23 protein-coding genes are annotated in these 24,053 nt (G+C 67.7%); 11 read left to right on the top strand and 12 right to left on the bottom strand.

The window, feature by feature from the left end:
* Window positions 1–80 precede the first annotated feature (80 nt).
* The 3 genes from BV210_RS06275 to BV210_RS06265 all read left to right on the top strand — a co-directional run bounded on the left by BV210_RS06275 (window position 81) and on the right by BV210_RS06265 (window position 2,932).
* Window positions 81–1,583, top strand: coding sequence for a carboxypeptidase M32 (locus tag BV210_RS06275; RefSeq protein WP_077205808.1), 1,503 nt, complete (start codon window positions 81–83; stop codon window positions 1,581–1,583).
* Between the two features lie 57 nt (window positions 1,584–1,640).
* Entirely contained in the window at window positions 1,641–2,477 is an 837-nt protein-coding gene (moeB, locus tag BV210_RS06270) for a molybdopterin-synthase adenylyltransferase MoeB (protein ID WP_077205807.1), read from the top strand.
* An 86-nt stretch (window positions 2,478–2,563) separates the two neighbouring features.
* A complete protein-coding gene (locus tag BV210_RS06265; protein WP_077205806.1) occupies window positions 2,564–2,932 on the top strand; it encodes a DUF5658 family protein in 369 nt (122 codons plus the stop codon).
* Here the strand turns inward: BV210_RS06265 and BV210_RS06260 are convergent.
* Genes BV210_RS06260 through BV210_RS06250 form a run of 3 tightly spaced genes read right to left on the bottom strand, consistent with a single transcriptional unit; the run spans window position 2,908 to window position 4,896 of the window.
* Window positions 2,908–3,348, bottom strand: coding sequence for a desampylase (locus tag BV210_RS06260; RefSeq protein ID WP_077205805.1), 441 nt, complete (start codon window positions 3,346–3,348; stop codon window positions 2,908–2,910). The genes BV210_RS06265 and BV210_RS06260 overlap by 25 nt on opposite strands.
* Window position 3,349: 1 nt before the next feature.
* Entirely contained in the window at window positions 3,350–4,264 is a 915-nt protein-coding gene (locus BV210_RS06255; RefSeq protein ID WP_077205804.1) for a cobalamin-binding protein, read from the bottom strand.
* A 29-nt stretch (window positions 4,265–4,293) separates the two neighbouring features.
* A complete protein-coding gene (locus BV210_RS06250) occupies window positions 4,294–4,896 on the bottom strand; it encodes a hypothetical protein (protein ID WP_077205803.1) in 603 nt (200 codons plus the stop codon).
* A 104-nt stretch (window positions 4,897–5,000) separates the two neighbouring features.
* On the opposite strand from BV210_RS06250, the gene BV210_RS06245 reads away from it, so the two are divergent.
* The 3 genes from BV210_RS06245 to BV210_RS06235 are packed head-to-tail and all read left to right on the top strand — an operon-like array spanning window position 5,001 to window position 6,484.
* The gene (locus BV210_RS06245; protein ID WP_077205802.1) at window positions 5,001–5,603 is read left to right on the top strand and encodes a DUF6663 family protein; all 603 of its coding nucleotides are present in this window, start codon (window positions 5,001–5,003) and stop codon (window positions 5,601–5,603) included.
* A 41-nt stretch (window positions 5,604–5,644) separates the two neighbouring features.
* Window positions 5,645–6,007, top strand: a complete 363-nt coding sequence (locus tag BV210_RS06240) for a hypothetical protein (RefSeq protein ID WP_077205801.1) — start codon at window positions 5,645–5,647, stop codon at window positions 6,005–6,007.
* A 48-nt stretch (window positions 6,008–6,055) separates the two neighbouring features.
* Window positions 6,056–6,484, top strand: a complete 429-nt coding sequence (locus BV210_RS06235) for a thioesterase family protein (RefSeq protein WP_077205800.1) — start codon at window positions 6,056–6,058, stop codon at window positions 6,482–6,484.
* Here BV210_RS06235 and BV210_RS06230 read toward each other — a convergent pair.
* Window positions 6,481–7,104, bottom strand: a complete 624-nt coding sequence (locus tag BV210_RS06230; RefSeq protein WP_077205799.1) for a hypothetical protein — start codon at window positions 7,102–7,104, stop codon at window positions 6,481–6,483. The two genes, BV210_RS06235 and BV210_RS06230, sit on opposite strands and share 4 nt — an antisense overlap.
* Window positions 7,105–7,197: 93 nt before the next feature.
* Between BV210_RS06230 and BV210_RS06225 the strand changes: the two genes are divergently transcribed.
* From BV210_RS06225 to BV210_RS06210, 4 genes are all read left to right on the top strand, one after another.
* A complete protein-coding gene (locus BV210_RS06225; protein WP_077205798.1) occupies window positions 7,198–8,376 on the top strand; it encodes an MBL fold metallo-hydrolase in 1,179 nt (392 codons plus the stop codon).
* Window positions 8,377–8,459: 83 nt separating this feature from the next.
* Window positions 8,460–10,865 (top strand): PGF-CTERM sorting domain-containing protein, encoded by a 2,406-nt coding sequence (locus BV210_RS06220; protein ID WP_077205797.1) that lies wholly within the window; start codon window positions 8,460–8,462, stop codon window positions 10,863–10,865.
* A 9-nt stretch (window positions 10,866–10,874) separates the two neighbouring features.
* Window positions 10,875–12,395: a PGF-CTERM sorting domain-containing protein gene (locus BV210_RS06215; protein ID WP_077205796.1), complete on the top strand. Its 1,521-nt coding sequence runs from the start codon at window positions 10,875–10,877 to the stop codon at window positions 12,393–12,395.
* A 129-nt stretch (window positions 12,396–12,524) separates the two neighbouring features.
* A complete protein-coding gene (locus BV210_RS06210; RefSeq protein ID WP_077205795.1) occupies window positions 12,525–13,298 on the top strand; it encodes an SDR family NAD(P)-dependent oxidoreductase in 774 nt (257 codons plus the stop codon).
* A gap of 10 nt (window positions 13,299–13,308) precedes the next feature.
* Here BV210_RS06210 and BV210_RS06205 read toward each other — a convergent pair whose 3' ends face one another.
* From BV210_RS06205 to BV210_RS06175, 7 genes are all read right to left on the bottom strand, one after another.
* Window positions 13,309–14,670 (bottom strand): MFS transporter, encoded by a 1,362-nt coding sequence (locus tag BV210_RS06205; RefSeq protein ID WP_077205794.1) that lies wholly within the window; start codon window positions 14,668–14,670, stop codon window positions 13,309–13,311.
* Between the two features lie 121 nt (window positions 14,671–14,791).
* Window positions 14,792–16,009, bottom strand: coding sequence for a carboxypeptidase-like regulatory domain-containing protein (locus BV210_RS20580; RefSeq protein WP_077205793.1), 1,218 nt, complete (start codon window positions 16,007–16,009; stop codon window positions 14,792–14,794).
* Window positions 16,010–16,118: 109 nt separating this feature from the next.
* Window positions 16,119–17,090: a sugar kinase gene (locus tag BV210_RS06195; RefSeq protein ID WP_077205792.1), complete on the bottom strand. Its 972-nt coding sequence runs from the start codon at window positions 17,088–17,090 to the stop codon at window positions 16,119–16,121.
* A 102-nt stretch (window positions 17,091–17,192) separates the two neighbouring features.
* Complete coding sequence (gene mutL, locus BV210_RS06190) at window positions 17,193–19,364, bottom strand: DNA mismatch repair endonuclease MutL (protein WP_077205791.1); 2,172 nt, start codon at window positions 19,362–19,364, stop codon at window positions 17,193–17,195.
* A 137-nt stretch (window positions 19,365–19,501) separates the two neighbouring features.
* Complete coding sequence (locus BV210_RS06185; RefSeq protein ID WP_077205790.1) at window positions 19,502–20,707, bottom strand: CynX/NimT family MFS transporter; 1,206 nt, start codon at window positions 20,705–20,707, stop codon at window positions 19,502–19,504.
* A gap of 37 nt (window positions 20,708–20,744) precedes the next feature.
* Window positions 20,745–21,245: a hypothetical protein gene (locus tag BV210_RS06180; RefSeq protein WP_077205789.1), complete on the bottom strand. Its 501-nt coding sequence runs from the start codon at window positions 21,243–21,245 to the stop codon at window positions 20,745–20,747.
* Window positions 21,242–21,748 (bottom strand): transcriptional regulator, encoded by a 507-nt coding sequence (locus BV210_RS06175; protein WP_077205788.1) that lies wholly within the window; start codon window positions 21,746–21,748, stop codon window positions 21,242–21,244. Before BV210_RS06175 ends, BV210_RS06180 begins: the two co-directional genes overlap by 4 nt.
* Before the next feature lie 145 nt (window positions 21,749–21,893).
* Here BV210_RS06175 and BV210_RS06170 point away from each other — a divergent pair, with 145 nt between their 5' ends.
* Window positions 21,894–22,652 (top strand): SDR family NAD(P)-dependent oxidoreductase, encoded by a 759-nt coding sequence (locus tag BV210_RS06170; protein ID WP_077205787.1) that lies wholly within the window; start codon window positions 21,894–21,896, stop codon window positions 22,650–22,652.
* Here the strand turns inward: BV210_RS06170 and BV210_RS06165 are convergent.
* Window positions 22,649–23,920 carry a DUF4382 domain-containing protein gene (locus BV210_RS06165; protein WP_077205786.1) on the bottom strand — a complete coding sequence of 424 codons (1,272 nt, stop codon included), beginning with the start codon at window positions 23,918–23,920 and terminating at the stop codon, window positions 22,649–22,651. The genes BV210_RS06170 and BV210_RS06165 overlap by 4 nt on opposite strands.
* Window positions 23,921–24,053 lie beyond the last annotated feature (133 nt).

Genomic DNA, 24,053 nt, shown 5'->3' with positions numbered 1-24,053 from the left:
GCGATTATCAATGCTTGAACTGGTGTGGGGGTGTCTGCCGGGGAACCAACCCTTTTGCCGCGTCGGCCGAAGGTCCGCGCATGGCAACGGATCAGGCCGAGCATCCGGACGCGTACGAGTCTCTCACAGAGCACGTCCGCCGGATGACCAACGTCGGCAACGCCGCCGGGATCCTCAACTGGGACCAGCAGGTGACGATGCCCGAGGGCGGCACGCCCGCCCGCTCCCAGCAGACCGCCGCGCTGTCGGCGTTGCACCACGAACTGCTCACCGACGACGACCTCGCCGCCTATCTGGACGCGCTGGACGACCAGGAACTGGACGGCGAGCAGGCCGCCGTCGTCCGCGAGGTCCGCCGGGAACACGAGCGCGCGACCCGCGTCGACGGCGATCTGATCGAGGAGATCTCCGAAACCACCTCGAACGCTCTCCCGGTCTGGGAACAGGCCAAGGCAGAGGACGACTGGAGCGAGTTCGCTCCGACCCTCGAACGAATCGTCGAGTTGAAACGCGAACACGCCGCCCAGATCGACCCCGACCGGGACCCCTACGAGGTCCTCTTCGAGGAGTACGAACCCTATCTCGGGATCGACACCGCCGAGCGCATCCTCGAACGCCTCCGTGAGGAACTGGTGCCCCTGATCGAGGATATCGAAGCGAGCGACGCCGATCTCGCCGATCCCTTCGAAGGCACCTTCGACGACGAGACCCAGGAGGAACTCGTCCGGGACGCGCTGGACACGCTCGGCTACGACTGGGATCGGGGCCGACTGGACACAGCTGCCCACCCGTTCTCGATGGGGACGCAGTTCGACGCGCGCGTGACGACGCGGTTCAAGCCCGACGATCCGCTCGATGCACTCGGTTCGACCATCCACGAGTTCGGCCACGCCACCTACACGCTCGGACTCCCGCAGGACGAGTACGGGACGCCGCTGGGTCAGTCCCGCGACCTCTCGGTCCACGAGTCCCAGTCCCGGCTCTGGGAGAACCACGTCGGGCGTTCCCGGCCGTTCTGGGACCTGTTCGGGGAACCGGTGAACGACCACCTCGGGACGGACGTGCGTCCCAGCGAACTGTACGAGGCCGCGAATCGGATCTACCCGGACAACCTCATTCGAGTCGAGGCGGACGAACTCACCTACCACCTCCACATCATCCTCCGGTTCGAGATCGAGCGCGACCTCGTGCGCGGGGATCTGGAGGTCGACGAGATCCCGCAGGTCTGGAACGACAAGATGGAGGAGTATCTCGGGATCCGACCCGACACCGACGCCGAGGGCTGTCTGCAGGACATCCACTGGACCCACGGCAACTTCGGCTACTTCCCGACCTACTCGCTGGGGAGCGTGCTGGCCGCCCAGCTCTTCGCCGCAGCCGAGGACGACCTCGGAACCCTCGACGAGGACATCCGCGCCGGCGAGTTCGACCGGCTCCACGACTGGCTCACCGAGAACGTCCACCGGCACGGCTGTCGGTACACGACCGACGACCTGATCGAGGAGGCCACCGGCCAGGCCTTCACCGCGGACTACTTCGTCGACTACGCCCGCGGGAAGTTCGGCGATCTCTACGATCTGTAGTTCGCCGCAACGTCGGTTCGACCGCACGCTTAACCGCCCCGCCCGCCAAACCCGGATATGAGCGACCTCAATCTCGACCCCACGCAACTGGACCGGTACTCCCGGCACATCATCATGGACGACATCGGGCCGGCCGGACAGAAGGCCCTGCTCGACGCCGACGTGCTGGTGCTCGGGGCCGGCGGGCTGGGCTCGCCGATCATCCAGTACCTCGCGGCCGCGGGCGTCGGCCGCCTCGGCATCGCCGACGACGACGTGGTCGAGCGTTCCAATCTCCAGCGCCAGATCGTCCACGCCGACGCCGACGTGGGACGGTCCAAGGCCGAGAGCGCCGCCGAGTTCGTCGCCGACCTCAACCCGGACGTGACCGTCGACACCCACGAGCTCCGAGTCAGCGCCGAAAACGTCGACGAGTTGATCGCCGACTACGACTTCGTCGTCGACGGCAGCGACAACTTCGAGACGCGCTTCCTGGTCAACGACGCCTGCACGCTCGCCGGCGTCCCCTTCTCCCACGGCGCGATCTACCGCTTCGAGGGCCAGATCACCTCCTTCACCGAGGGTCGGCCCTGCTACCGGTGTCTGTTCCCCGAAGCGCCGCCGGCCGGCGAGATCCCGGACTGCTCGGAGGCCGGCGTCCTCGGCGTGCTCCCCGGCACCGTCGGCTGCATCCAGGCCACCGAGACCGTGAAGTGGATATTGCAGGACGCCGGCCTCGTCCCCGAAGCCGACACGCTGGACGGCCGGATGGTGTTCTACGACGCGATGGACATGACCTTCGAGGAGATCCCCGTCCAGCCCGACCCGGACTGCCCGGTCTGTGGCGACGATCCGGCCATCTCCTCGGTCGCCGACGTGGAGTACGTCGAGACCTGCGCGATCGGCGCGGACTGACCTCCAGATTTCATCTTCTATAATTGGGCGCGTATATTTATGGTGTATTTTCGACAACCTGTAGCCAGTCAGGTGGCCTCCCTTCGATGTCGATCTCATCACCCGAAACTGGACTGCCGGCGTTCGGACTCGCAAAGCCCGGCTACGTCGAGTCGGTGTTCGCGCTGGTGTTCGTCTGGGGTTTCGGCGACGCCGTGTCGACGCTGATCGCGCTCGCCTTCACCGGCGACGTGGGGATGGAGGCCAACCCCTTCGTCCGGCAGTTGCTCGTCGCCCACCCGCTGTTCATGCTCGCGATGAAAGCCGCCGTGGCCGTGATCGTCGGCGTCACGCTGCTGACCTACCGCGACACCATCGAGCAGGTGCCGCTGTGGCGCTCCTGGATCCTCTCCGTTACGGGGCTCGGGACGTTGATCGTCGTTACCAACGTCTACGTCGGACTCGCCGCGCTCTGAATCGCGACCGCTTCCTGCTGGAATCCCACACTCGTCCAGCGCCAGGACCCCACGAACGGTTCTGCCCCACCGAGCGTGACGATCACGTAGGGGTAGTCCGTCCACGTCGCCTGCCGCTCGTCCGTCCGACTCGGTGCCGGCGGCCCCGCCGGGTGTGAGTGGACGAACCCGACGACCTCCCGCCCCGAATCTTCGATGGCCTGCATGTGCGCGAGTTGCTCCTCCGGGTCGATTTCGTAGGCCCGTCTGGGATCGCTCGCGACGTTTTCCGCCCGGCGGTAGCGGTCGGCGTTGCTGGTCTCACTCTCCCCGTTGCCACCCTTTTCGCCCCCCAGAACACCACAGCACTCCTCGGGCGCGCTCTCGCGAGCGTGGGCGATCATCTCGTCGTACACTTCCCGAGTCAGTTCGAGCATCTCAGGCCAGCGCGCCCGGGAACGGCCGGACGACCGAACTCGGCGGCACGTCGAACAGATCGGGGTGGAGACAGGCCGCGAGGTGTTCGAGCGTGTCGACCAGCCGCGGCCCGGGTCGGTTCACGTAGTGGTGGCCGTCCATCGCGAAGACCTGTCCCTCACGGACCGCAGTCAGGTCCTCCCATACCTCGCGGTCGGTCAGGTCCTCACGGTTGCGCTCGGTCTGGTCCAGCCCGAACCCGCAGGGGGCGGCCACCAGCACCTCGGGGTCGTACTCCCGCACCTCGGTGAACTCCCGGGGTTCGGACCGCGCGCCGGGCTCGGCCATGCCGTACTCCCCGCCGGCCATCTCGACCATCTCGGGGATCCAGTGGCCAGCGACCATGACGGGGTCGAGCCAGTCCAGTACCGCCACGCGCGGACGCTCCTCGGCGGCGGCCGTCGTTCGCTCGATCGCCTCGACCCGCTCGCGGAGGTCCGCGACGAGTTCCGTGGCGCGCTCGCTCGTCCCCGTTGCGTCCCCGATCCGTCGGATGTCTGTGAACACGTCGTCGAGACTGTGGGGATCGGTCGTCAGGACGGCGGCGTCGAGGTCGAGCCGTTCGACCGCGTCCCGGACCAGCACCTCGTCGACGGCGCAGACGTCACAGATGCCCTGCGAGACGATCAGGTCGGGGTCCAGTCGCTCCAGCGTGTCGTCGTCGATCGCGTAGACGCCGTCGCCGCTCCCCTCGGCGTCGGCGACCTGTTCGTTGATCTCCCGGCTGCTCGCCTCGGGATCGACCCGCGAGCGGTTGACGGCCGGTTGCTCCGTGGCCGCCGGCGGGTAGTCACACTCGTGGGAGACGCCGATGGGCTCCAGTCCCAGGGCGTAGACGATCTCCGTCGCCGAGGGGAGCAAGGAGACGATGCGCATGGGCCGGCTACGGACGCCACCCTCAAAAATCAGAGGTCCCGGGGGTTGTCGATCGGTTCGTCGACCGCCTCGACGTGGCCGACCACCCACTCCAGCGGGACGAGTTTGGTCCGCTCGCCCACGTCGAGGCGGATCTTGTCCGGTTCGTTCTCGCGATGCTGGTGTTCGATCGGCGGCGCTTCGGCGACGATTCCCTCCGTCGTGTAGCCGTAGACCGTGCTGTCCGGGCCGCCCTCGTAGTAGACCAGATGGTCGCCCTCGACGTACCGGGAGGACCGGCCCACCGCTTCCGCTGTCGCCTGCCCCGACGCGGCGTCCTGTTCGTCGGGATCGACCAGTACCGCCTCCTCTCCCGCGTCCGGTGTCTCGCCGCCGCGGCGCGCGAGTTGTTCTTCGACGACGGCGAACCCCGTCACCTCGGCCACGTCGCGGCCATCGGCCCACTCGGTCAGTGCCGCCGACACTGCGTCGGTCGTCAGGTCCGAGCGCGAGTCGACAGCGAGCGTCGATCGCTCGACGGATCGGTCCCCGCCGGCGGTCTCGTACTCGACGACGAGTCGGAAGGTGACCTGTTCGCCGCGCGAAACGACGTCGATCTCGAACTCACTCCCGGCGATTGAAACCTTGCCCATGCGCGTTCACTCTGCCTCTCCGCAAGGTTCCGCGTTCCGGGTAATAGGGTTCCGGGTCGTATCACATCCGCGAACCTAAATGCTCGGGCGGGCAAGTATCGACGATGACGGCGACCGAGTCCGGGACCTATCGCGTCTACGGGAGCGACCGCGACGAGGGGGAGTTGAGCTTCGTCGAGCGTGGGACTGAACAGCCGACCTACGTCCGGACCGACGGGTACGACGAGCCCCTGGCAGAGGCCGTCGCCGACCTCCGGCCGGGACACCTCGTGGAGGCCACGCTCGACTGGAGCGGGGAACCGGCCGCGATCACCGACCTGACCGTCCTCTCTCGCACCCGCTTGTTCGTCGCCGACGGCACGCCCGACATCTTCGAGCGCGCGAAAGAAACCTTCCGGCAGGCCCGCACCGAGGAGATGCCGATCTATCCGACGGAGACCCACGATACCGACGGCGAGCCCAACGGCGTCCTCTACGTCGTGGCCAAACAGCCCGGCGAGCGGGACCTGTTCGCCGAGTTCTGCGACGGCCGCAAGACCATCGAACCGATGCTCGGGAAGGTCGAAGAGGGCGGCGTCGACCCGCCCTACGAGGTGTTCTGTATCCGTCCCGCGACCGAACCGTTCTTCGTGATCTACATCGCGCTGGACGCTGGCGGCCTGCTCGCCGAGACGCTCCACGACGAGTACGACCCCGAGCAGCCCTGACCGCCCCAAGACCCAAGCCCGTCTCCCGCCTACCCGGTGGCATGTCCGCCCCCGAGGATGTCTACGAACGCATCGAGAACCGCCTCGTGAGCCACGGGCTCTACGTGACCGACCTCGACCGGGGCGATCCCCTGACGATCACCTACGAGACCGTCCACGCGGACGCGGATGCGGACGCGCCCGGCGTCCCCGACCGGGACATCGGCCGCCTCTGTAACGTCCTCCGGGACTTCCGCGAGGAGGGGTGGGACCCGGTCGACCTCCGGGCGGTCGTCACCGACCTCGACGGCGACCGACTCGGTTCGTGGGAGGCCGAGGCCGCGTGGTTCCGGGAACTCGGCCGCGACGAGATCACCGAGACGGAGTTCTCCCAGCGGGTGCTGGAGACCGTCGAGACGGCCTGACTGCGCTCACCGGCAGGGTTAACTGCCGGGCGCTCGCGGACTGTCGGCATGGACGTACCCGTCGTCTGGGAGAACCGCGTGCGCTTCGAGGAGACCGACATGCAGGGCGTCGTCTTCTACGCCAACTACGTCACCTTTCAGGACGAGACCTTCTCCGCCTTCCTCCGGGCGGTCGGCTACAGCTACGAGGACGTCGAGGACGCCGGCTGGGACATGCACGTCGTCAACGTCGACATGGACTACCGCGGGCAGGCCTCCTTCGCCGACGAACTCGTCCACGGCTACCGGATCGAGCGCATCGGCGAGTCGAGCATGACCGGCGAGTACGTCGCCCGCCGCGCCGACGACGGCGAACTCCTCGCCGAGGGGACCGTCACCCACGTCGCCGTCGACGGCGAGACCGACGATCCGACCCGGATCCCCGACGAGTTCCGCGAGGCCGTCGCCGACTTCCAGGAGACACCGCCCGAGAGCTAGCACACCGGTTTCGGGTCGATTCCCAGCCGGTCCAGCCGCTCGACGTACTCCTCGTAGGCCGCCGCGATGGCCTCCTCGGCCGCCGTCGCTGCTCGCTCACACTCGTCGTCGGTCTCGCAGATGTCGTCCAGCAGCGCCAGCCCCGCGTCCCGCCGGTCGTCGACCCCGCTCCGGACCTCCCTGATCAGATCGGCCCGGCGCGCGTCGGCCTCGTTGACGAAGAAGCTGACCGCCTGCAACAGCGTCCGATCCAGCACCAGCGACGCCCCGACCAGCCCGGCCGCCGCCCGCTCGACGTCGCCGTCTTGCCCGCCGACCCCCGTTTCGACGCCGCTCCCGTCGGGGACTTCGTCAAGGTCCGCCGCGAGGCGGTCGGCGTGATCGCTCGCGGTCTCGGCGGCGGACCCGAAGGCGTCGACGGCCCGGTCGTCGTCGGTCGCCTCGGCCCACCGCTGGACGGTGTCGGCGTGGAACAGTTCGGTCGCGGCCAGCACCCCCAGTACGGTGTCGGTGTCGAGTTCGGCACCGGTCGCGGCCAGCAGCGCCTTGTCCGAGCCGAGTCGTTCGAGGGCCGTCCGTTCGTTCTCGCGGACCCGGTCGAGAAACCCCTGTTCGTCCATGCCCTCGAATTGGTGAGCCGGCGGCTTAGCTTCCCGGGCCGGTCAGGACTGCTCGTCGCGTCGTTTATTCCGACTGCCGACTTACCCACGGACATGAGCGACTACCCCGAACCCGAGGTGGCCGTCGAGTCGCGGTCGCCCGCGTGGCTGGCCGACCGCCTGGCCGCGGACGATCCCGTCCGCCTGCTCGACGTGCGCAACCGCGACGAGTTCGAGGACTGGCAGATCGAGGGCCCGTCGGTCGAGGCCACCCTGCTCCCGTACATGCGGTGGCTACAGGCCGACGCACAGGACACCGTCGCCGACCGCGCCGCCGAGATCGACGGGGAGGGCCCGATCACCGTCGTCTGTGGCAAAGGCGAGGCCAGCGCCTACGTCGCCGGCCTGCTCACCGAAGCCGGGATCGACGCGCACAACCTCGCCGAGGGGATGGAGGGCTGGGCACGTGTCCACCGCGCGCTCGAACTCCCATGTGACGCCGCCACCGTCGTCCAGATCCAGCGGCCCGCGAGCGGGTGTTGCTCCTACCTCGTCGTCGTCGACGACGAGGCGGCCGTGATCGACCCGCTCAGAGCGTTCACCGACCGCTACGTCGAGGCGGCCGCCGAACGCGACGCCGCAATCACGACCGTCGTCGACACCCACGTCCACGCCGATCACGTCAGCGGCCTCCGGGAGCTGGCCGCCGAGACCGATGCGACGCCCGTGCTGCCACGCATGAGCGACCAGCGCGGGGTCGAATTCGACACCGAGACGATCATCGACGGCGAGACGCTGACCGTCCGCGACGCGACGCTCCGGGCGGTCCACCTGCCGGGTCACACGACGGGGATGACCGCTTTCACCGTCGGCGACGTGTTGCTCTCGGGGGACAGCCTCTTCGTCGAGTCGGTCGCTCGCCCGGACCTCCAGCGCGGGGAGGGTGGCGCGGAGGCTCTGGCCGCCCAACTGTACGAGTCGCTGACCGAACGGCTGGCCGACTTCCCCGACGACACGCTGGTCGCGCCGGGCCACTACAGCGACGACGCGACGCCTGCCGACGACGGCACCTACGCCGCGAGGCTGGGCGAGTTGCGCGACTGCCTGCCGGTCTTCGGGATGGACAGGGTGGAGTTCACCGCGCGGATCATGCGGGACATGCCGCCCCAGCCGGACAACTTCGAGCGCATCGTCGCCGCCAACCTCGGACTCGAACGGCTGGACGACGACGCGGCCTTCGAGGTCGAACTCGGCCCGAACAACTGCGCGGCCAACCCGTCGCTGGGCGAGTGACGGCACAGAAGATATTTAGGACGAGCGACAGCTTCTTCGGCAACCGGTGATCGACGACGACAGTCGGTCACGGCCCTCCACGGATGTCTCTGGAACGAACCACGCACCTGTTCGTCGGCGTACTGCTCGCTCTCACCCTGTTCTCGGCGTCGGCCGTCACAGCCGCTGGCGCGCCCACACAACCCGCGGGACAGACGACGAATGTGACTGCGGCCAACGGAACGACCACCGACTCGACCATGAACGAGACGGTCGGGAATCTGACCGTCTGGACCGCGCCAGGGGACGACTTTGGGAATTTGACCTCACCGGCGGCCGTGGAGATGGCGAAACGCGAGGACTGGCTGGTCCGGACTCGGACGGTCGCGGAGGGGGATACGCTCCCGTCCGCGCCGGGTGACGCTGTCGTGTTCGGACTGCCCGCACCGGGACTGGTCGAGGCTGTCGGTGCGATGAACGAGAGTGAATCCGACGCGGCGGCGTTCGTCGAGGTCCTCACTCGGTCGGACACCTACGACTTCCGGATGGAACAGACGCCAGACTCGACGACGCCCGAAATGGCACCCAAGGAGCTGAACCTCTCGGCGACGCTGGCCGCCGACGGACTCCGCGTCGTGCCGGACCAACAGAACGGGACGCTGTCGGTCGTATTCCGGACGGATCGGACTGTCGTCGATTACGGGGGTGACCGCGATTTCTCGCCCTCCGACGGCGAGGACTACCGCGTGAACCTCACCGTCACCGACGGAAACGTCACCACCAGCTCGTCGGTCGAGTGGGAGCTGGTCGAGCGTTCAATCGATTTCGACGATCATGGCAGCGAGGGTCCGGTCCCGGTTCGGCTCGGCCAACGATGTACGGTCGTTTCTGGCGAGACTGCGGTCGCACCCGGCACGGAAATCCAGTTGCGCCTGCGTTCGAACGAGACCGGTCCAGTCCGGGCGACGGCGTGGACCACCGTGGACACGGCCCGCCAGTTCGCCACCTGTGTCGACACGACCGGATTCGACCGGAACGCGACGCTGTTCCTTGGGGCCGCCGAGTTCGACCCCGACTACGACCACCCGGTCGTCGACAGGCAGTTCCAGCCAGCCGCGCTCTCGGCCGACATTCGGGGTGTCTGGACCGCCCCGACCGAGCGGTTCGGGGACCTCACGTCGCCGGCTGCGGTTCAAACTGGCAGACGTGATGGTTGGTTGACCCGGAACCGGTCGGTCGCGGTGAACGACACCGTGATGGTCGCCATCAACGCTCCGGACCTGGCGACCCGGATCGAACTGACACGCGGGAACGACTCGGCCACCGAGACGTTCGTCCGGCTGGTGAACCGTTCCTCGGCCTACCACTTCGGGATGGAGCAGACCGAAGATACGACCCTCACCGAGTACGACGAGAAGGAGTTGAACCTCTCGGAGACATTCGCCAAGGGCGCGATCCGTGTCCTGCCCGACCAGCGCAACGGGACACTGTACGTCGCACTCAGGACGGACACCGTCGCTATCAGGTACGGGTCCCGTACCGATCAACCGACCGCTGGCGGCGAGGACTACCACGTGAACTACACGGTCGGAACGGGCTCGAATGCGAACACGTCCACCGTCAGATGGAGCGCCGTCGAGCGGAGGGTGACCTTCGACGACGAGCAGTCCCACGGGATCGTCGTCGACGACCTCGGACAGGAGTGTACGCGTCTCTCTGGGACGACGACCGCAGCGCCCACGACGACGCTCCGGGTCACGCTTCGCTCGCAAGACGGTGTCGTCCAGAGGACCAACCGCACGGCGGTCGATCAGTCCCGCCGATTTGCCGTCTGTGCCGACACGACCGATATTCCGGCCGACGCGGTGCTCTCCCTGTCCGTCGATTCGGTGCCCGACTTCCGGGGTGTTCTCGTCGAGAATCGGACCGGGCCACTACTCGTGTCGGTCGAGAAGGTCACCGACGACCGGGTCGGAATCACGAGCGCTTCCCGCAACACCTCTGGTTTCGTCGTGCTGTACGCCGCGCCCGAGGACGCCTGGGCGCTCACCGATCCGAGTCGACCACCCGACTGTACGCCCACCGAGATCGACCGAACGGTCGCGAACTGGACCCGACTCGCCGAGAGCTACGACCTCTCGCCAGGCTACTATACCGAGTATTTCGACCGTCCCACTATCGAGGACGATCAGGTACTGATCGCCGTTGTTCATCCCAACGAGGACGGGGAGTTCGACCTCGACTTCCCGCCGAACGATCGACCGGTCTGTCACGACGGGGCGCTCGTCGGTACCGCCGTCAACCACTCGACCCCACCGTTCGCGAACGATTCCAAAGGACCGACCAGAACCACCCTGGGGTCGACGACCGGAAGCACCGACACGACCGAAACCGGACAGTCCACCGCGACCGCTCCGACGACCTCTCAAGTGGACGGTCCCGGCTTCGGTGCGCTCGGCACCGTCCTCGCCGTGTTCACGGTCGTGCTGATCGCACGCCGACGGAACTGATCACCACCGATGCAACTGAAACCACTACTTTCAGGACTCGCGCTCGTGGCACTGCTGGCGGCCGTCCTGGCTGGGTCGTCGGTCGCTGCGGCGGCCGGGTCCTCCACGATCGACGTAACACAGTCGACGAACGAGACGGTGACTAACGACACGGCGAACGGGACGACCGCGAACGCGACCGTCGGGAGCCTGACCGTCTGGTCCGCATCGACCGACCGGTTCGCGGAGCTCTCAGCGGTCGCTGCGATTCAGGATGGAATACAGGCGGGGTGGCTGACCCGGGATCGTACGGTCGCGAAGGACGATACGGTCGTGTTCGCGTTGTCGGCACCCGACCTGACAGCGACAGTTGGGGCGGCGAACGCGATCGATCGGGAAAGGGCGTTCGTACAGGCGGTGACCGACTCCGAACGGTACAGCTTCCGCGTAGAGCAGACCGTCGAGTCAACACTGGCCGAGAAGCGGCCGAAGATGTTGAACCTGTCGGCGACGCGGCTCGGCGGCGCGCTACAGGTCACACCGGACGAGCGCAACGGCACGCTGTACGTTGCTCTCCGGACCGACCGGGCCAATTTCGAGACGGAGTACCGGGACGTGGTCTCGGCCCGGACCGGTGACGCATACGTCGTGACCGTCACTGCCGGAAACGTGTCCTCGACAACCAACATAGAGATCGTCGACCCACCGATTTCGTTCGATACCGACGCCGGTTCTGTCGTCCGGTTCGGTATCGAGCGCTGCGGACTCGTGACTGGACATGCCTATCCCGGTGCGGACGTGGAGATCGACGCCAACGTGGTGTCTCCAGAGTCAGGTACGTTTGTGGTGGAAACGACTACCAGGACGACCGAAAACGGTCGATTTGCGGCCTGTGTCAACACGACCGACCTCCCCTCGAACGCGACGCTCCGGCTGACGGCTGACGGGTTCCGTGGTGCGGTGACGGGGGTCATCGGTTCGAGTGAACCGCCGTCCATCTCTCTGGAAGATCAGAACGCGACGAACGGGACCGTAACGGCCGACGTCACCCTCTTCGACCCGGGATTCGTCGCGCTCTATCGTGCGTCGTCGATCGACGCACTCTCCCCCGCGAACGACACAGGAAGGTGCACCTTCCCGCCGTACCTCGACCGTCGCGCCGCCGAGTCGCGGCTCGTCGGCGTGAGCGACCACCTCGGTCCCGGGCAGGATACCGTCTCGGTCGAACTCACGGGAGATCTAAACCGGTCGACTCGACTGCTCGCCCTCGTTCACTACGACCGGGACGACGACGGCCAGTTCGACTATCCGGGTGTCGACTACCCCGAGTGTGTCAGTGGTGGTGACCCGGTCTCCGATACCGCGACGATCTCGCCAGCCGGGCAGTCTCCGTCGGACTCTGGGTCCGCGAACGGGACAGCGTCCGACGCGTCACCGTCGACCGTGACGACCGCCTCGAACACGACCACCGCCGACGGCCCCGGCTTCGGCCCCGCGGTCGCCGTCCTCGCGTTGCTCGCGGCCACGCTGCTGGCACGCCGTCGGTTCTGACCGCAGTCCCTCTCGGCAGTTTCGTTTCCAGCCAGTGCTGAAAAACCACTTCGAGCTAACTCTGGAAACCCGAAGCCCCTCACTGCTAATTCTGGTAGATTTATGCCGGAGGAGCGAATCGTTGGTGCCATGCGACTGCAAGACAAGACGGTGTTCATCACCGGTGCCGGGTCGGGCATCGGGCAGGCCACCTCCCTGCGGTGTGCGGAAGAGGGTGCCTACGTGATCGCGACGGACATCGACGAGGAGAGCGCCGAGGAGACAGCCGAGAAGGTCCAGGACCTCGACACGGGCGGGGCCGAGGCTCACCGCGTCGACGTGACCCAGGCCGACGAGTTTCAGGCGGCCGTCGAGGCCGTCCACGAGGAACACGGACTCGACGTGATGGTCAACAACGCCGGGACGGGCCACCCGCCCGCGGTGATGGAGGACATCAACGAGTCGATGCGTGACTTCGTCATCGACGTGAACCTCAAGGGGGTCTGGAACGGCTGTCACGCCGCGCTCCCGCTCATGAAAGAGCAGGGCCACGGCGCGATCGTCAACGTCGGCTCGCTGGCTTCCGTGTTCGGCCTGCCGCGCAACGCCGCCTACTCGATGACCAAGGGCGCGGTCCTGAACTTCACACGCGCCGTCGCCGCCGAGGCCGGCCGCGACGGCGTCCGGGCAAATACCGTGTGTCCGGGCTTCACCGACACGCCGCTGGTCGAGCAGATGCTCGCCACCTCCGACGATCCCGAGGCCGCCCGCGAGAAGATGGAGGACGGCTACCCGCTCGGCCGACTCGGCGAACCCGAGGAGATCGCCGACGCCATCCTCTTTTTGGCCTCCGAGGAGGCCTCCTGGATCACCGGCGAAGGCCTGCTCGTCGACGGCGGGTACCGCGCCTCCGGCGGCGGATAACGCTGTTCGATCACTCCGGACGCGTGCCGTTCGGATCGAACTCTTTCCCGAAGACGAGGAACACGCCAGTGCCGACCAGTCCGATGGCCGTCGCCACGCCGAAGGCCAGTTCCGGCGAGACGGCGTCGTAGAGGTACCCGCCCACCAGCGCGCTCGGGATGACGAGCGTGTTGCGCAGGAGATAGTACGCACCGGTCACCCGCCCACCGGCGTCCTGTTCTGCTGGTCCGACGATCAGCGCCTTGTGGGCCGGTAGGCCGGCGAATCTGAGCCCCGAGAACGCAAAGAGGAGGCCGAAGACCAGCGGATCGGCGGGTGCGTTGATCAGCAGGACCGGGAATATCGCGTAGACGGAAAAGCCGAGCGCGACGACGGGTTTCAGTCCCACGCGATCGGCCAGCCGTGACATCGGAACCATCGAGAGCAGCGCGACGACCATCTCGACCGCCAGCAGGACGCCGAAGAGCGCGTCGGGCGAGAGGTAGCCGACCACTGGCAGGGTCACGTCGACCGCCCGGAACTCCGTGACGACGATGACGAAGAAGACGTACACCATGCCGTTGGCGAACCGCACGAGCGTATCGCCCGCCAGCAGCGGTGGGAGCGCGGGCGGCATCGACCGCAGATCCTCGGCGACGGCCGAAATTCCCTCGAAGGATTTTCCGACGGTGTCCTCGCTCGCGTCGTAGAGGACGTGCTGGGCGAGCGTCGCGAGCAGTCCGAACGCGGCGGCGACGAGGAGGACGGCTCGAAACCCGAGATCGAACCCGAAGACGGCGATCAGCGTGGCGGCGAGCAGCGGGCCGAGGAGGAAGGCCAGTCGGCGAACAGTTTCGGTACTCGCGAAGCCGGTCGCCAGTCGCTCGGGCGGAACGGCCTGTTTGACCACCGCGAAGGTCGCACCCAGCCCGAAGGACTTCCAGGCCTGCGCGAGGAAGAGGCCGAGGAAGATTCCGACCGGGAGGACGACCCCCTCCACGTCGACGAGTGGCAGTGCGGTCAGGTCGACCGTCACGGTGCCGAACAGGGGTGCGGCCAGCCACACCAGAAACCCGACCGTCGAGGCGAGGCCGAACGCCGTCAGCGCCACCCGCGACCCGATCCGGTCCGAGAGCGCGCCGCCGGGGTAGGGATAGACCGCGCTGATGAGGTTGCCCACCGTCCCGTACAGCCCGATGGCCAGCCCGCCGGCCCCCAGCAGGCTCATGTAGCGGGGGACGTACCGCCCGGTCATCTGGAACCCCAGACTGAACGCGAACATGGCCACCGAGAGGACCAGCACGTCCCGTTCCAGCGCGAAGAACGCCCGGAGCGTCCCCAGGGCGCTCGTGCCCTCGTCGTCGACCCGGCCCTCTCCGGTGGCGTCGGCCATAGACTCGCTTGGAGCGTGCCCGAGTTAAATCCGGATACCGAACGCTACCCTGGGGTACGTTGCCACCCGAAAACAGGTCGGCAGTCGATCGCGGTGTCGGTCGCGGTCCGCCGCCGGGGATTCAGGCTCGCCGGCGGAGAACGAGGGCGGCGACCAGTGCGGCGACGACGGCGGCGACGGGCGTGAACCCGGGGCCGATGCCGCTAGAGGTCGTCGTCTCGTCGGCCGTCTCGGCGTCGGAGGCCGTCTCCGTGGGCGTCGGGCCGCCCGGGCGGATGACCTCGACGGTCGCGCTGTCGGCGAGGTCCTCGGACTCGGCGCGGATCGTGTGTTCGCCGGGGTTCGCGATCCGGATTTCGAGTTCACCGCTGCCGTCGGTCTCGCCGACCTGCTCGCCGTCGAGCGTGACCGGAACCCCCTCCTGTGCCGTTCCGTACTCGTTGGTGAGCGTGACCCGGATGCTGCCGTTCACGAGGATCTGTGCGTCCGAGATGGCCATGTTGAGCGCCTCGGTCTTCCGGATAGTGGCCTCGAGTGACGTGTCCCGTTCGTCCACTTCGAGGGTATCGTTCACCGTCTCGTAGCCTTCTTTGGTGATCTGTACTTCGAGATCGGAGTTGACGGGGACGCTGGCCGTCGCCTCACCGTCCGCCAGCGTCGTGGACTGGTCGGGGATTGCGGGAATCGAGACCGTCGCACCCTGAACCGCCCGCGGCGGATCGTAGTGGCCGTCTCGAACGGTGAACGTCGCCAGCACCGACCCCGTCTGGATGCGGGTCGTGATGCTCACGTCACCGTCCACGTCGAACGTGGTGCTGTTACTGTAGTAGCTCGATTTGAGCGCGCGGAGCCTGTACTCGCCCTGTTCGATGGTGTCGCTCTGGTAGAACCCGTTGGAGTCCGTCCGGGAGTTCACGACGATCTCGCCGTCGTGGAACAGCTGGACGGCGGCCCTGTTGACGGGCACGCCGTTCCCGTCACGCACCTGGATTTCGGCGGTCCCCTTCTCAGCGACGGTGATGGTCACCGACTCCTGGCTGGCGTCACTGATCTCGTAGGGCGTGTTGCGGACGTAATCGTCGCTCTGTACCTCGATGTCGACATCGGCGCCGCGGGGCACGTCCATCAGCGCCTGTCCGTTCGAGGCGGTCGTCGCGGTTCGGTTCCCGCCGTCCCAGTTCGCGGTCAGCGTCGCGCCGCCGACCGCCTGTCCGTCCTCGTTCTCGACCGTCACGGTGACCGTGACGAGATCACTCTGTGTCCGCTCTGCGCTCGCTGTTGTCGGAACAACTGATAACACGACGACAGTCACGAGAAGCAGGGTCGCTATCCGGTTCATGTTCAGTGTGTCGGAACACTTCCATATACGTTTATCGGCTGTTACCGATCGACGCCACCTCGGAGCAGCCGCTGTCCGGGGCGGAACCGCCCTCTCGACCCGCTTCGGGCTATCTCAGCGGGCCGCCGCTGGCACCCGGCGAGCCGTCGTCGAGGTCGGCGATGACGGACTCGACTTCCGCGGTGTCGATGGTCGGGACCGGCCCGTGGATCGTGCGGGTCAGCGCCGCCGCCGCGATCCCGTGGGCCAGCGCGTCGCCCACGTCGTCGCCGGCCAGTCGGCGGCCCAGAAACGCGCCGACGAAGGCGTCGTGTTGTCCGGTCACGTCGACGGCCTCGGTCTCGACGGCGTCGCGCTCGTGGATCGTCGCGTCGTGCCAGACCAGCGCCCCGTGCTCCCCCCGAGTCATCACGACGGTCTCGAAGTCACCCTCGTTTGCCAGCTGGTGGGCCATCTCGGGCGGCTTCCCGGTCTGTTTCAGCACGCGGTTCGCGTCGTCTGTGCTGGTCACGAACACGTCGACGGCCGGGAACAGCCCCGTGATCGTCTCCCGGGCCTCCTCGGTCGACCACAGATCGGACCGGTAGTCCAGCCCCAGCACCGACTTCCCGCCGGCGGCCCGCAACACCGCCTGTGTCGTCTCGACCACGGCTCCGGAGTGGGCCAGCGACTCACCGCTGGCGAACACTGCGCCGGCATCCTGCACCGTATCCATCGGCAACCCGCCCGGCTCGACCGTCTCGATGGACGTCCGCTCGCGGTCGTCGACGGTCGTACTCCCCCGCGGCGTCGACCCGTGTTCGTAGAACGTCAGCCCCTGTCGGCCCTCGTCGCCGTCGACCCAGGTCACGTCGGTCGTGAGTCCGTGGCCGCGCAGCGCCGCGACGGCTCGCCGTCCAAGCGGTGTGTCAGCGAGCTTCGAGATCCACGCCGTGTCGGTCCCCAGTCGACTCGCCGCGACCGCGACGTTGCTCGCTGCACCGGTCGTCCACACGTCGAACTGATCCGCCGTCTCCAGTCGCGCCGTCGGCGGCGGCGACAGCCGCAGAATCGCCTCCCCGAACGTCACCAGCTGTGTCATATCCCCAACATCGGAGTCGGGGGGTTTAATTCGTGTGGTGGGTTCGCACGCCGACACCCCCCGACCGCCCGCCGTCGCGGTCGCCGACAGCGTTCCCGGCCGTCACTCCCGGCCGCCGTGCCCCGGGTAGTCCCGTTCGAACCGGTCTTCGATCTCCCCGTGCTCGAACTCGATGACGACCGGCCGGCCGTGCGGGCAGGCCCAGGGGTTCTCGCAGTCGTCAAGCGCCGAGAGCAGGGACACTACCGACCCCTCCGTCAGCGACGTGTTGCCCGTGATCGAGGGGTAGCAGGCCAGATCCGAGAGCAGGTCGTCGGCGGCCGCGTCGACGGTCTCGGCGGCCGCCGACTCGCCCGTCACGAACGCCGACAGCACCTCCCGGATCAGTTCCGGGCCGGCCGCCTGCGCGACCAGTTCGGGCACGGTCCGAACTTCTACCGTCCTGTCGCCGGTCCGTTCAGCCCTGAACCCCAGCCGTCGCAACGCCGGCTCGTACTCCGTGAACAGTTCGGCCTCGCGGGCGGTGAGCGACAGCTCGACGGGATCGGCCAGCGCCTGACTCGTCGCCCCCTCGGCGAAGCGCTCGCGCAACCGCTCGTAGTTCACCCGCTCGTCGGCCGCGTGCTGGTCGATCAACACCAGCCCGTCGTCGGTCTCGGCCACGAGGTAGGTGTCCCGGTACTGGCCCAGCACGCGCATCGACGGCAGCCGGTCGAACGACTCACGTTCGTCGGTCGCCGCTTCCCCGTCGCCGAGGCGGACCTGGTCGGTCCCCGGTCGGAATCGGCCGTCGCTGGCGTGGCGGTCGGACCGGGCGTCTCCGTCGTCCGCCGACTCCGGATCGACTCGGTGGCCGGGAGTCGGTTCCGCACTCGTTTCGTCGGTTCGCTGCTCGACACCACTGGTTCGGGTCCGCTCGGTGTCGTGGCTCTCGACCGCACCGTCGTCGACTGCTGTGTCGGGCGCAGTCCCGACGTCACCGGCGCGTGACTCCCCGGTCGGTCGCTCCGGGTCCGCGTCCCGCACGTCGTCGGGCCCGATGGGCGAACGGGTCGTGGTCTCCGGTTCTGCGGGGGTGTCGCTGTCGGATTCGCTTCCGTCTCGCCCCGCTGCCCCGTCCGATGCGGACGCTTCGCCCCCTCCATCATCGCGGTCGGGCGCGATCTCGGTCTGTTCGGGCGCGCTCCGGCCGCGGGGGGCCGACGAGCGGATCAGCCCTTCCCGGAGCAGGGCGTTTTCGACGGCGGTGCGGACCTGCTCGGCGACCCCCTCGGCGTCGGCGAAGCGGACCTCCATCTTCCGGGGGTGGACGTTCACGTCCACGGTGTCGGCCGGCAGGGAGAGATCGAGGACGGCGAAGGGGTAGCGGTCGGGCGCGAGCTGGTTGCCGTAGGCCTCGACGACCGCGTCCCTGACCGTCGACGAGCGGACGTACCGGCCGTTGACGTAGGTCGTGACGTACTCGCGGCTGGCCCGATTGGTCTCAGGGTGACTCACCAGCCCCGAGACGCCGTCGAGGGGGCCCTCGGGGAAGTCGTCGGCCGCGTCGTCTCCGTCCTCGTCGTCTCCCTCGCCCGTTTCGCCCCGGTCGACTGCAACCATCCCTTTGGCCACGTCGCGGCCGTAGACCGACAGCACGGCGCTCTGGAGGTTCCCGTCGCCGGTCGTGGCGAACGTCTCGCGGCCGTCGTGTTCGAGCGAGACGGCCACGTCCGGGTTCGCCAGCGCGTAGCTCGTGACGATCGTGTTGACGTGGGCGAACTCCGTCCCGTCCTGTTTGAGGTACTTCCGCCGGGCCGGGACGTTGTAGAACAGGTCCTCTACCTCGATGGTCGTCCCTTCGGGACAGCCCGTGGGTTCGACGCTCGTCACCTCGCCGCCCTCGACGCGGAGTTCGGTTCCCGTCCCGCCCCCACGCGGTCGGGTCTCGATGGTCAGCCGCGAGACCGCGCCGATGGCGTGCAGCGCCTCGCCGCGGAAGCCCAGCGTCGCCACACCGCTCTCGAGGTCCTCGATGTCCCGGATCTTGGAGGTGGTGTGTTCCTCGACGGCTTTCCGGACCTCGTTTTCGGTCATGCCGACGCCGTCGTCGCTGATCCGGATGCCGTCCTTGCCGCCGGACTCCACGGTCACGGACACGCGGGACGCGTCAGCGTCGAGGCTGTTCTCGACGAGTTCCTTCACTACCGAGGCCGGGCGCTCGACGACTTCGCCCGCCGCGATTCGCTCGACGGTCTTCCCGTCGAGTTCCCTGATCGACCCGTCCTCGCTCATTGCACTGGGCTGGTCGTCTCAGCCACTTGAGTATGCCGACAGCGAGGACGACCGAGCACCGCGAGGGAGTCCTCGGAACGAGCGAGCGGGGAACGGCGTGACCCGCGAGCATGCGAAGCGAGGGGGGGTCCGGGACCCTACACGTCTCCCAGCGCTGCGCCGACGACGACCGCGACGGCGCCACCGCCGAGCAGGAGACCGAGGCCAGGAATGTACGACCCCGTCAGGTCGTGGAGTGTCCCGACCAGTACGGGCCCGAGGAAGCCGCCGATCTCGCCGACGGCGAAGACGAGGCCCACGGCGACGCCGGTCAACTCCGGCCCGATCCCCTCCAGGTTCGGCGGGATCGCACGGATCAGCGGCGACAGCCCACCGACGCCGAGGCCGGCGATCACGATGCCAAGCGCCGCGACGGCGGTCGCGCCGCCCGCGATGACGCCCGCGACGCCGACGGCCGCGAGCCCGCCACAGCCGATCACCGCCCCGCGCCGCCTGTCGACCCGATCGGCCAGCGTCGGGATGGCGAGGACGCCGACGACCTTCGCGCCGACCAAAAGCGTCGTCGTCTGGCCCGCCCGGTCGGCCGACAGCCCGCGCGCCTCCAGCACCGTCGGGAGCCAGCCCTGCAACCCGTGGACCAGCGCGAGGTAGACGACGCCGAGGACGACCATCAATCGGAGATCTCGGTGGCCGAGCACCCGCCGGAGGTCCCGACGGACGGAGGCCGACGGAGAGTCGGTGTCATCCGTCCCGTTCCCGCCACCGATCGGCACGACCCGAACGACCGCGAGCCAGACGACCGCATAGATGATGGCGGCGACCCCGCTCCAGAGGAAGAGCGGCCGCCATCCGCCGAGGAGGGGACCGACGACCGGTCGACCGAGGCCGAACGCGCTCGCCGTCCCGACGGCCGCGCCGACCATGTACAGCGAGGAGGGGAGTCCAGTCTCCGAGGGTGGAAAGAGCACGGAGACGAGTTTCGGGAGGCCGAAGGTGATCGCCGTCGCGCCGACGCCAAGGAGCAGGGTGGCCGCCAGCAGGGTGGGAAAGCCGCCGGCGACGCTGCGAGCGATCTGGGCGATTCCGGTCACGACGAGACCAACCGCGAGGCTCCGGGCCGGCCCGATCCGGTCGACCGCGAGGCCCGAGAAGAGGGCGATGGGGATGTAGGTCAGCGGTACCGCGCCGGCGAGCAGGCCTGCCTCGGTGCCCGAGAGGCCGACCTCGGCGATGATCGTCGACAGGTAGGCCGGCAGGCTGAACCACGTGAAGGTGAGCCAGGTGTAACAGAGTGCCCCGGCGACGACGAGGCCGTAGCGACGCGACGTGACCGACGTGGACATTCGACGGATGCTCGGGCCGGCGGGACAAAAGGCCGTCCTATTCGCCGCTTCGGAGTCGGTCCGCCAACAGGTCGAGCAGTTCCCACAGCGCGGCCGTCGGCGATCCGGCGTCGATGGTCGCCGGTTCGTAGTCGTACTCGGCGTCCGAATCCGCCCGCTCCTGAAAGTGAAACCACCCGTCGACGTGCGAGCTCGGTTCGTTGTGGAACCCGCAGTCGTAGCCGCCGTCTTCGCTGTAGTGGATCTTGAACATGGCGTCGAAAGTCGTGCGCGGGCCGGCGACGGACGGATCGGTGGGGTCCGGACGCCGGTCATCGTCGGGCACGTCCGGGTTCGGATGCCAGACGAGCCGAAGCGTCGCCGAATCCGCGGTGCGACCGAAGTGATCGGGATCGAGACGAGTCGTGACCTCGGCGTAGGCTCCTTCGGGCTGTCCCCGTGCGTGGTCGACTGCCGGGTGCTGTTCGAGTTGGCGTCGGAGTTGTCGGAGAATTCGATGTCGCTCGGCACCGGAACCCGACGGCTCGCCGGGCGTCATGCCGACGCCGAACGGGGTGTGGTGTACGTGTCGTAGTGATCCAGGGCGTCCCGGAGAAGCGAGAGCCGATAGCGGGCGTACTCCCAGTCGGACGCGGCTTCGAGTCGCTCACGCGCCGCGTCGGGCGAGCAATCGGCGTCGGCTACGGACACTCGGAGCGCCTCGGGCGAATCGGAGTCGTAGGTCTCTCTGTACTCCTGTAACTCCTCCTGTACGTCGGCCGCCGTCGCGGCGAGTTCCTTCTCGCTTCTCCCGTCGACGAGTTCGCGGATGTCCTGCGATCGGGTGTAGATGGGATCCGGTGCGTATCCCGTACCTTGCTCCGTGGTCGTCGTCGTGAGGACGCCGAGGTCGGCCAGTCGCGTGAGGTGGCTTCGGGCTGTGTTCTCCGAGACCTGTGCCTCCGACGCGATCCAGCCCGCCGTCCGTGGCTCGGAGAGCGTCAGGGCGACGCTTTTCACCCTGTCGAACGCCGACGTGTTTTCGACCCACGTATCGCTCATACCTGTGCTTCGATCTTTAACGCAATAATACTACCCAAGGCGCAAAATAGCAAATTCACGGTGCGGGAAGGGGGCTGGGATTTTCGGCTGGTTCGTTCTCCGACCTGCCCCCGCCGCTTAAGTCCCATCCGCGACAGGCAGGGGTATGCGACTCGAAGGCAAGACGGCGTTCGTCACTGGTGCAGGCTCCGGTCTCGGTCGGGCCGCCGCGGACCGATTCGCGAAAGAGGGCGCGACCATCGTCGCCGCGGACGTAGACACCGAGGGCCTCGACGAGACCGCCGAGCGCGTCGAGGACCTGGGCGGCGAGGTCGCGACACACGAACTCGACGTGCGGGACGGCGACGCCTTCCGGGCGGCCGTCGACGCAGCCGCCGAGGAGTTCGGCCTCGACATTCTCCTGAACAACGCGGGCGTCTCCCACGACCGGATGGACTTCGAGGACATCGACGACGACGAACGCGACCGCGTCCTCGACGTGAACGTCAAGGGCGTCTGGAACGGCTGTCAGGCCGTCCTCCCCCACTTCAGGGAACAGGGCTCGGGAGCCATCGTCAACACGGCCTCGCTGGCGGGGGTCATCGGCGCGCCCCAGTTGACGGGCTACTCGCTGTCGAAGGGCGCGGTCGTGAACTTCACGCGGGCCATCGCCGCGGAGGTCGGCCCCGCCGGCGTCCGGGTCAACGCGGTCTGTCCCGGCGTGACCGACACGCCGATGCCCCGGAAGGGCCAGACCGACGAGGAGTGGGAAGCCCGGAAAGAGGAGATGTCGCGTCACTACCCGCTGAAGCGACTGGGTGAACCGGAAGACGTCGCCAACGCGATGCTGTTTCTCGCGTCGGACGAAGCCGACTGGATCACCGGGCAGGCGCTGGTGATCGACGGCGGCTTCTCCTGCGCCTAGAATTCGGCTTCGAGTTCCGCTTCGCGCTCACCTGCTGCGATCTCGACCTCGAACTCCTCGGCGTCGGCCGGTACGGCCACAGTGAACCGTCCGTCCGCGTCGGTGGTGCCGATCCGTTCGTCGTCGACCGTCACCGTGGCGTTCGCGACGGCCGACCCGTTGGCCGTCACCGAGATCGTCGCGTTCTCACCCGGCGTGACCTCTCCCTCGAACGTCGCGTTCAGGACCGACTCGTCTCCGTCGTCGACCTCGTCATCGTCGTCGGATTCCGTCTCGTTCACCTCGCGCTCGTCGTCGTCCGCGTCCGTCTCGTTCTCGTCGTCTTCCCGTTCGTCGTCACGCTCTGACTCGTCCTCGTCTTCTCGTTCGTCCGCACCCTCCTCGGCTTCGACTTCGCTCTCGTCGCCCTCCTGCTCGAAGGTCACGCGGAGATCGGCCACGTCGTCGCCGGCTTTCACCACGAGCTTGAACTTCTGCTCATCGGGGATGTCGACGGTGACGCGGCCGTCAGCGTCGGTGGTGCCGACCTGCTCGCCGTCGATTTCGACCGTGGCGTTGGCGACGGGGTCGTCGTCACGCGTCACGGCGAGGGTCGCGTTCCCGCCGCGGGTGACATCGTCGTCGTCTTCGAGTTCGACTTCCAGTTCCTCGTCGACGGACTCGATGGGCACGTCCGTGCCGGACTGGCTGACGACCGGTCGGAGGATGTACTTCCCGCTCTTGCCGGCCTTGTGAACCGCGATGTCGAACACGAAGTCCGTCGAGGTGTTCGCGCCGACGGTGAACTCGGAGTTCAACTGCAGCTTCTCGCTGGGCAGTTTCACACGGACCTGTTCCCCGCTGGTCAGCGTCGCGTTCACGTCACTGACGTGCGCGAACACCTTGGTGTACGTGCCGTTGGGGGGCTGGACCGTGGTCAACCGCGTCGCGTTCGCGCCCTGCAGCTGCGTCAGGTCCACCGTTCTGTCGTCGACGGTGTGTTCGGACCACCCGCCTTCGGCCTGCTGGAAGCCGATCTCCGAGATGGTGACGTTCAGGTGCTCGAAGTCACCGATCGCGTTCTCCTCGTCGCTGACGTAGAAGTTCACGCCGCTCTGTACTGCTTGCGTGATCACGACACTACTCGTCCCGCTCGCGGTCGGCGTCCCGTCCGCGGTGTTCGGTTCGCCGTCCGTGGCAGACGGTGTCCCGTTGCCGATGCCGCCGGAACAGCCCGCCAGCACGAGCATGCCGGCGAGCGCCAGCGCTGTGAGTGCTTTCGTTCGCATACCCGTTACTTACCGATAGCGCGAATATCTCTTGTGGCCGTCACGAGAACCAGTGACGTGGTTCCGGGCGGTGGGTGCCGTTGCGACTCGACCCGAATTCCTTCGAGCGGTTCGCACCGCGGAACCCACCGGA

Origin of the sequence: Halorientalis sp. IM1011, assembly GCF_001989615.1 — an archaeon.
Lineage (GTDB): Archaea > Halobacteriota > Halobacteria > Halobacteriales > Haloarculaceae > Halorientalis.
The sequence above is the reverse complement of the archived record's forward strand: the minus strand, read 5'-3'. Positions and strand labels throughout refer to the sequence as shown.

Coding starts and splice junctions, on each gene's coding strand:
- BV210_RS06275 (WP_077205808.1), top strand. CDS start 81: ATGGCAACGGATCAGGCCGAGCATCCGGACGCGTACGAGTCTCTCACA.
- moeB (WP_077205807.1), top strand. CDS start 1,641: ATGAGCGACCTCAATCTCGACCCCACGCAACTGGACCGGTACTCCCGG.
- BV210_RS06265 (WP_077205806.1), top strand. CDS start 2,564: ATGTCGATCTCATCACCCGAAACTGGACTGCCGGCGTTCGGACTCGCA.
- BV210_RS06260 (WP_077205805.1), bottom strand. CDS start 3,348: ATGCTCGAACTGACTCGGGAAGTGTACGACGAGATGATCGCCCACGCT.
- BV210_RS06255 (WP_077205804.1), bottom strand. CDS start 4,264: ATGCGCATCGTCTCCTTGCTCCCCTCGGCGACGGAGATCGTCTACGCC.
- BV210_RS06250 (WP_077205803.1), bottom strand. CDS start 4,896: ATGGGCAAGGTTTCAATCGCCGGGAGTGAGTTCGAGATCGACGTCGTT.
- BV210_RS06245 (WP_077205802.1), top strand. CDS start 5,001: ATGACGGCGACCGAGTCCGGGACCTATCGCGTCTACGGGAGCGACCGC.
- BV210_RS06240 (WP_077205801.1), top strand. CDS start 5,645: ATGTCCGCCCCCGAGGATGTCTACGAACGCATCGAGAACCGCCTCGTG.
- BV210_RS06235 (WP_077205800.1), top strand. CDS start 6,056: ATGGACGTACCCGTCGTCTGGGAGAACCGCGTGCGCTTCGAGGAGACC.
- BV210_RS06230 (WP_077205799.1), bottom strand. CDS start 7,104: ATGGACGAACAGGGGTTTCTCGACCGGGTCCGCGAGAACGAACGGACG.
- BV210_RS06225 (WP_077205798.1), top strand. CDS start 7,198: ATGAGCGACTACCCCGAACCCGAGGTGGCCGTCGAGTCGCGGTCGCCC.
- BV210_RS06220 (WP_077205797.1), top strand. CDS start 8,460: ATGTCTCTGGAACGAACCACGCACCTGTTCGTCGGCGTACTGCTCGCT.
- BV210_RS06215 (WP_077205796.1), top strand. CDS start 10,875: ATGCAACTGAAACCACTACTTTCAGGACTCGCGCTCGTGGCACTGCTG.
- BV210_RS06210 (WP_077205795.1), top strand. CDS start 12,525: ATGCGACTGCAAGACAAGACGGTGTTCATCACCGGTGCCGGGTCGGGC.
- BV210_RS06205 (WP_077205794.1), bottom strand. CDS start 14,670: ATGGCCGACGCCACCGGAGAGGGCCGGGTCGACGACGAGGGCACGAGC.
- BV210_RS20580 (WP_077205793.1), bottom strand. CDS start 16,009: ATGAACCGGATAGCGACCCTGCTTCTCGTGACTGTCGTCGTGTTATCA.
- BV210_RS06195 (WP_077205792.1), bottom strand. CDS start 17,090: ATGACACAGCTGGTGACGTTCGGGGAGGCGATTCTGCGGCTGTCGCCG.
- mutL (WP_077205791.1), bottom strand. CDS start 19,364: ATGAGCGAGGACGGGTCGATCAGGGAACTCGACGGGAAGACCGTCGAG.
- BV210_RS06185 (WP_077205790.1), bottom strand. CDS start 20,707: ATGTCCACGTCGGTCACGTCGCGTCGCTACGGCCTCGTCGTCGCCGGG.
- BV210_RS06180 (WP_077205789.1), bottom strand. CDS start 21,245: ATGACGCCCGGCGAGCCGTCGGGTTCCGGTGCCGAGCGACATCGAATT.
- BV210_RS06175 (WP_077205788.1), bottom strand. CDS start 21,748: ATGAGCGATACGTGGGTCGAAAACACGTCGGCGTTCGACAGGGTGAAA.
- BV210_RS06170 (WP_077205787.1), top strand. CDS start 21,894: ATGCGACTCGAAGGCAAGACGGCGTTCGTCACTGGTGCAGGCTCCGGT.
- BV210_RS06165 (WP_077205786.1), bottom strand. CDS start 23,920: ATGCGAACGAAAGCACTCACAGCGCTGGCGCTCGCCGGCATGCTCGTG.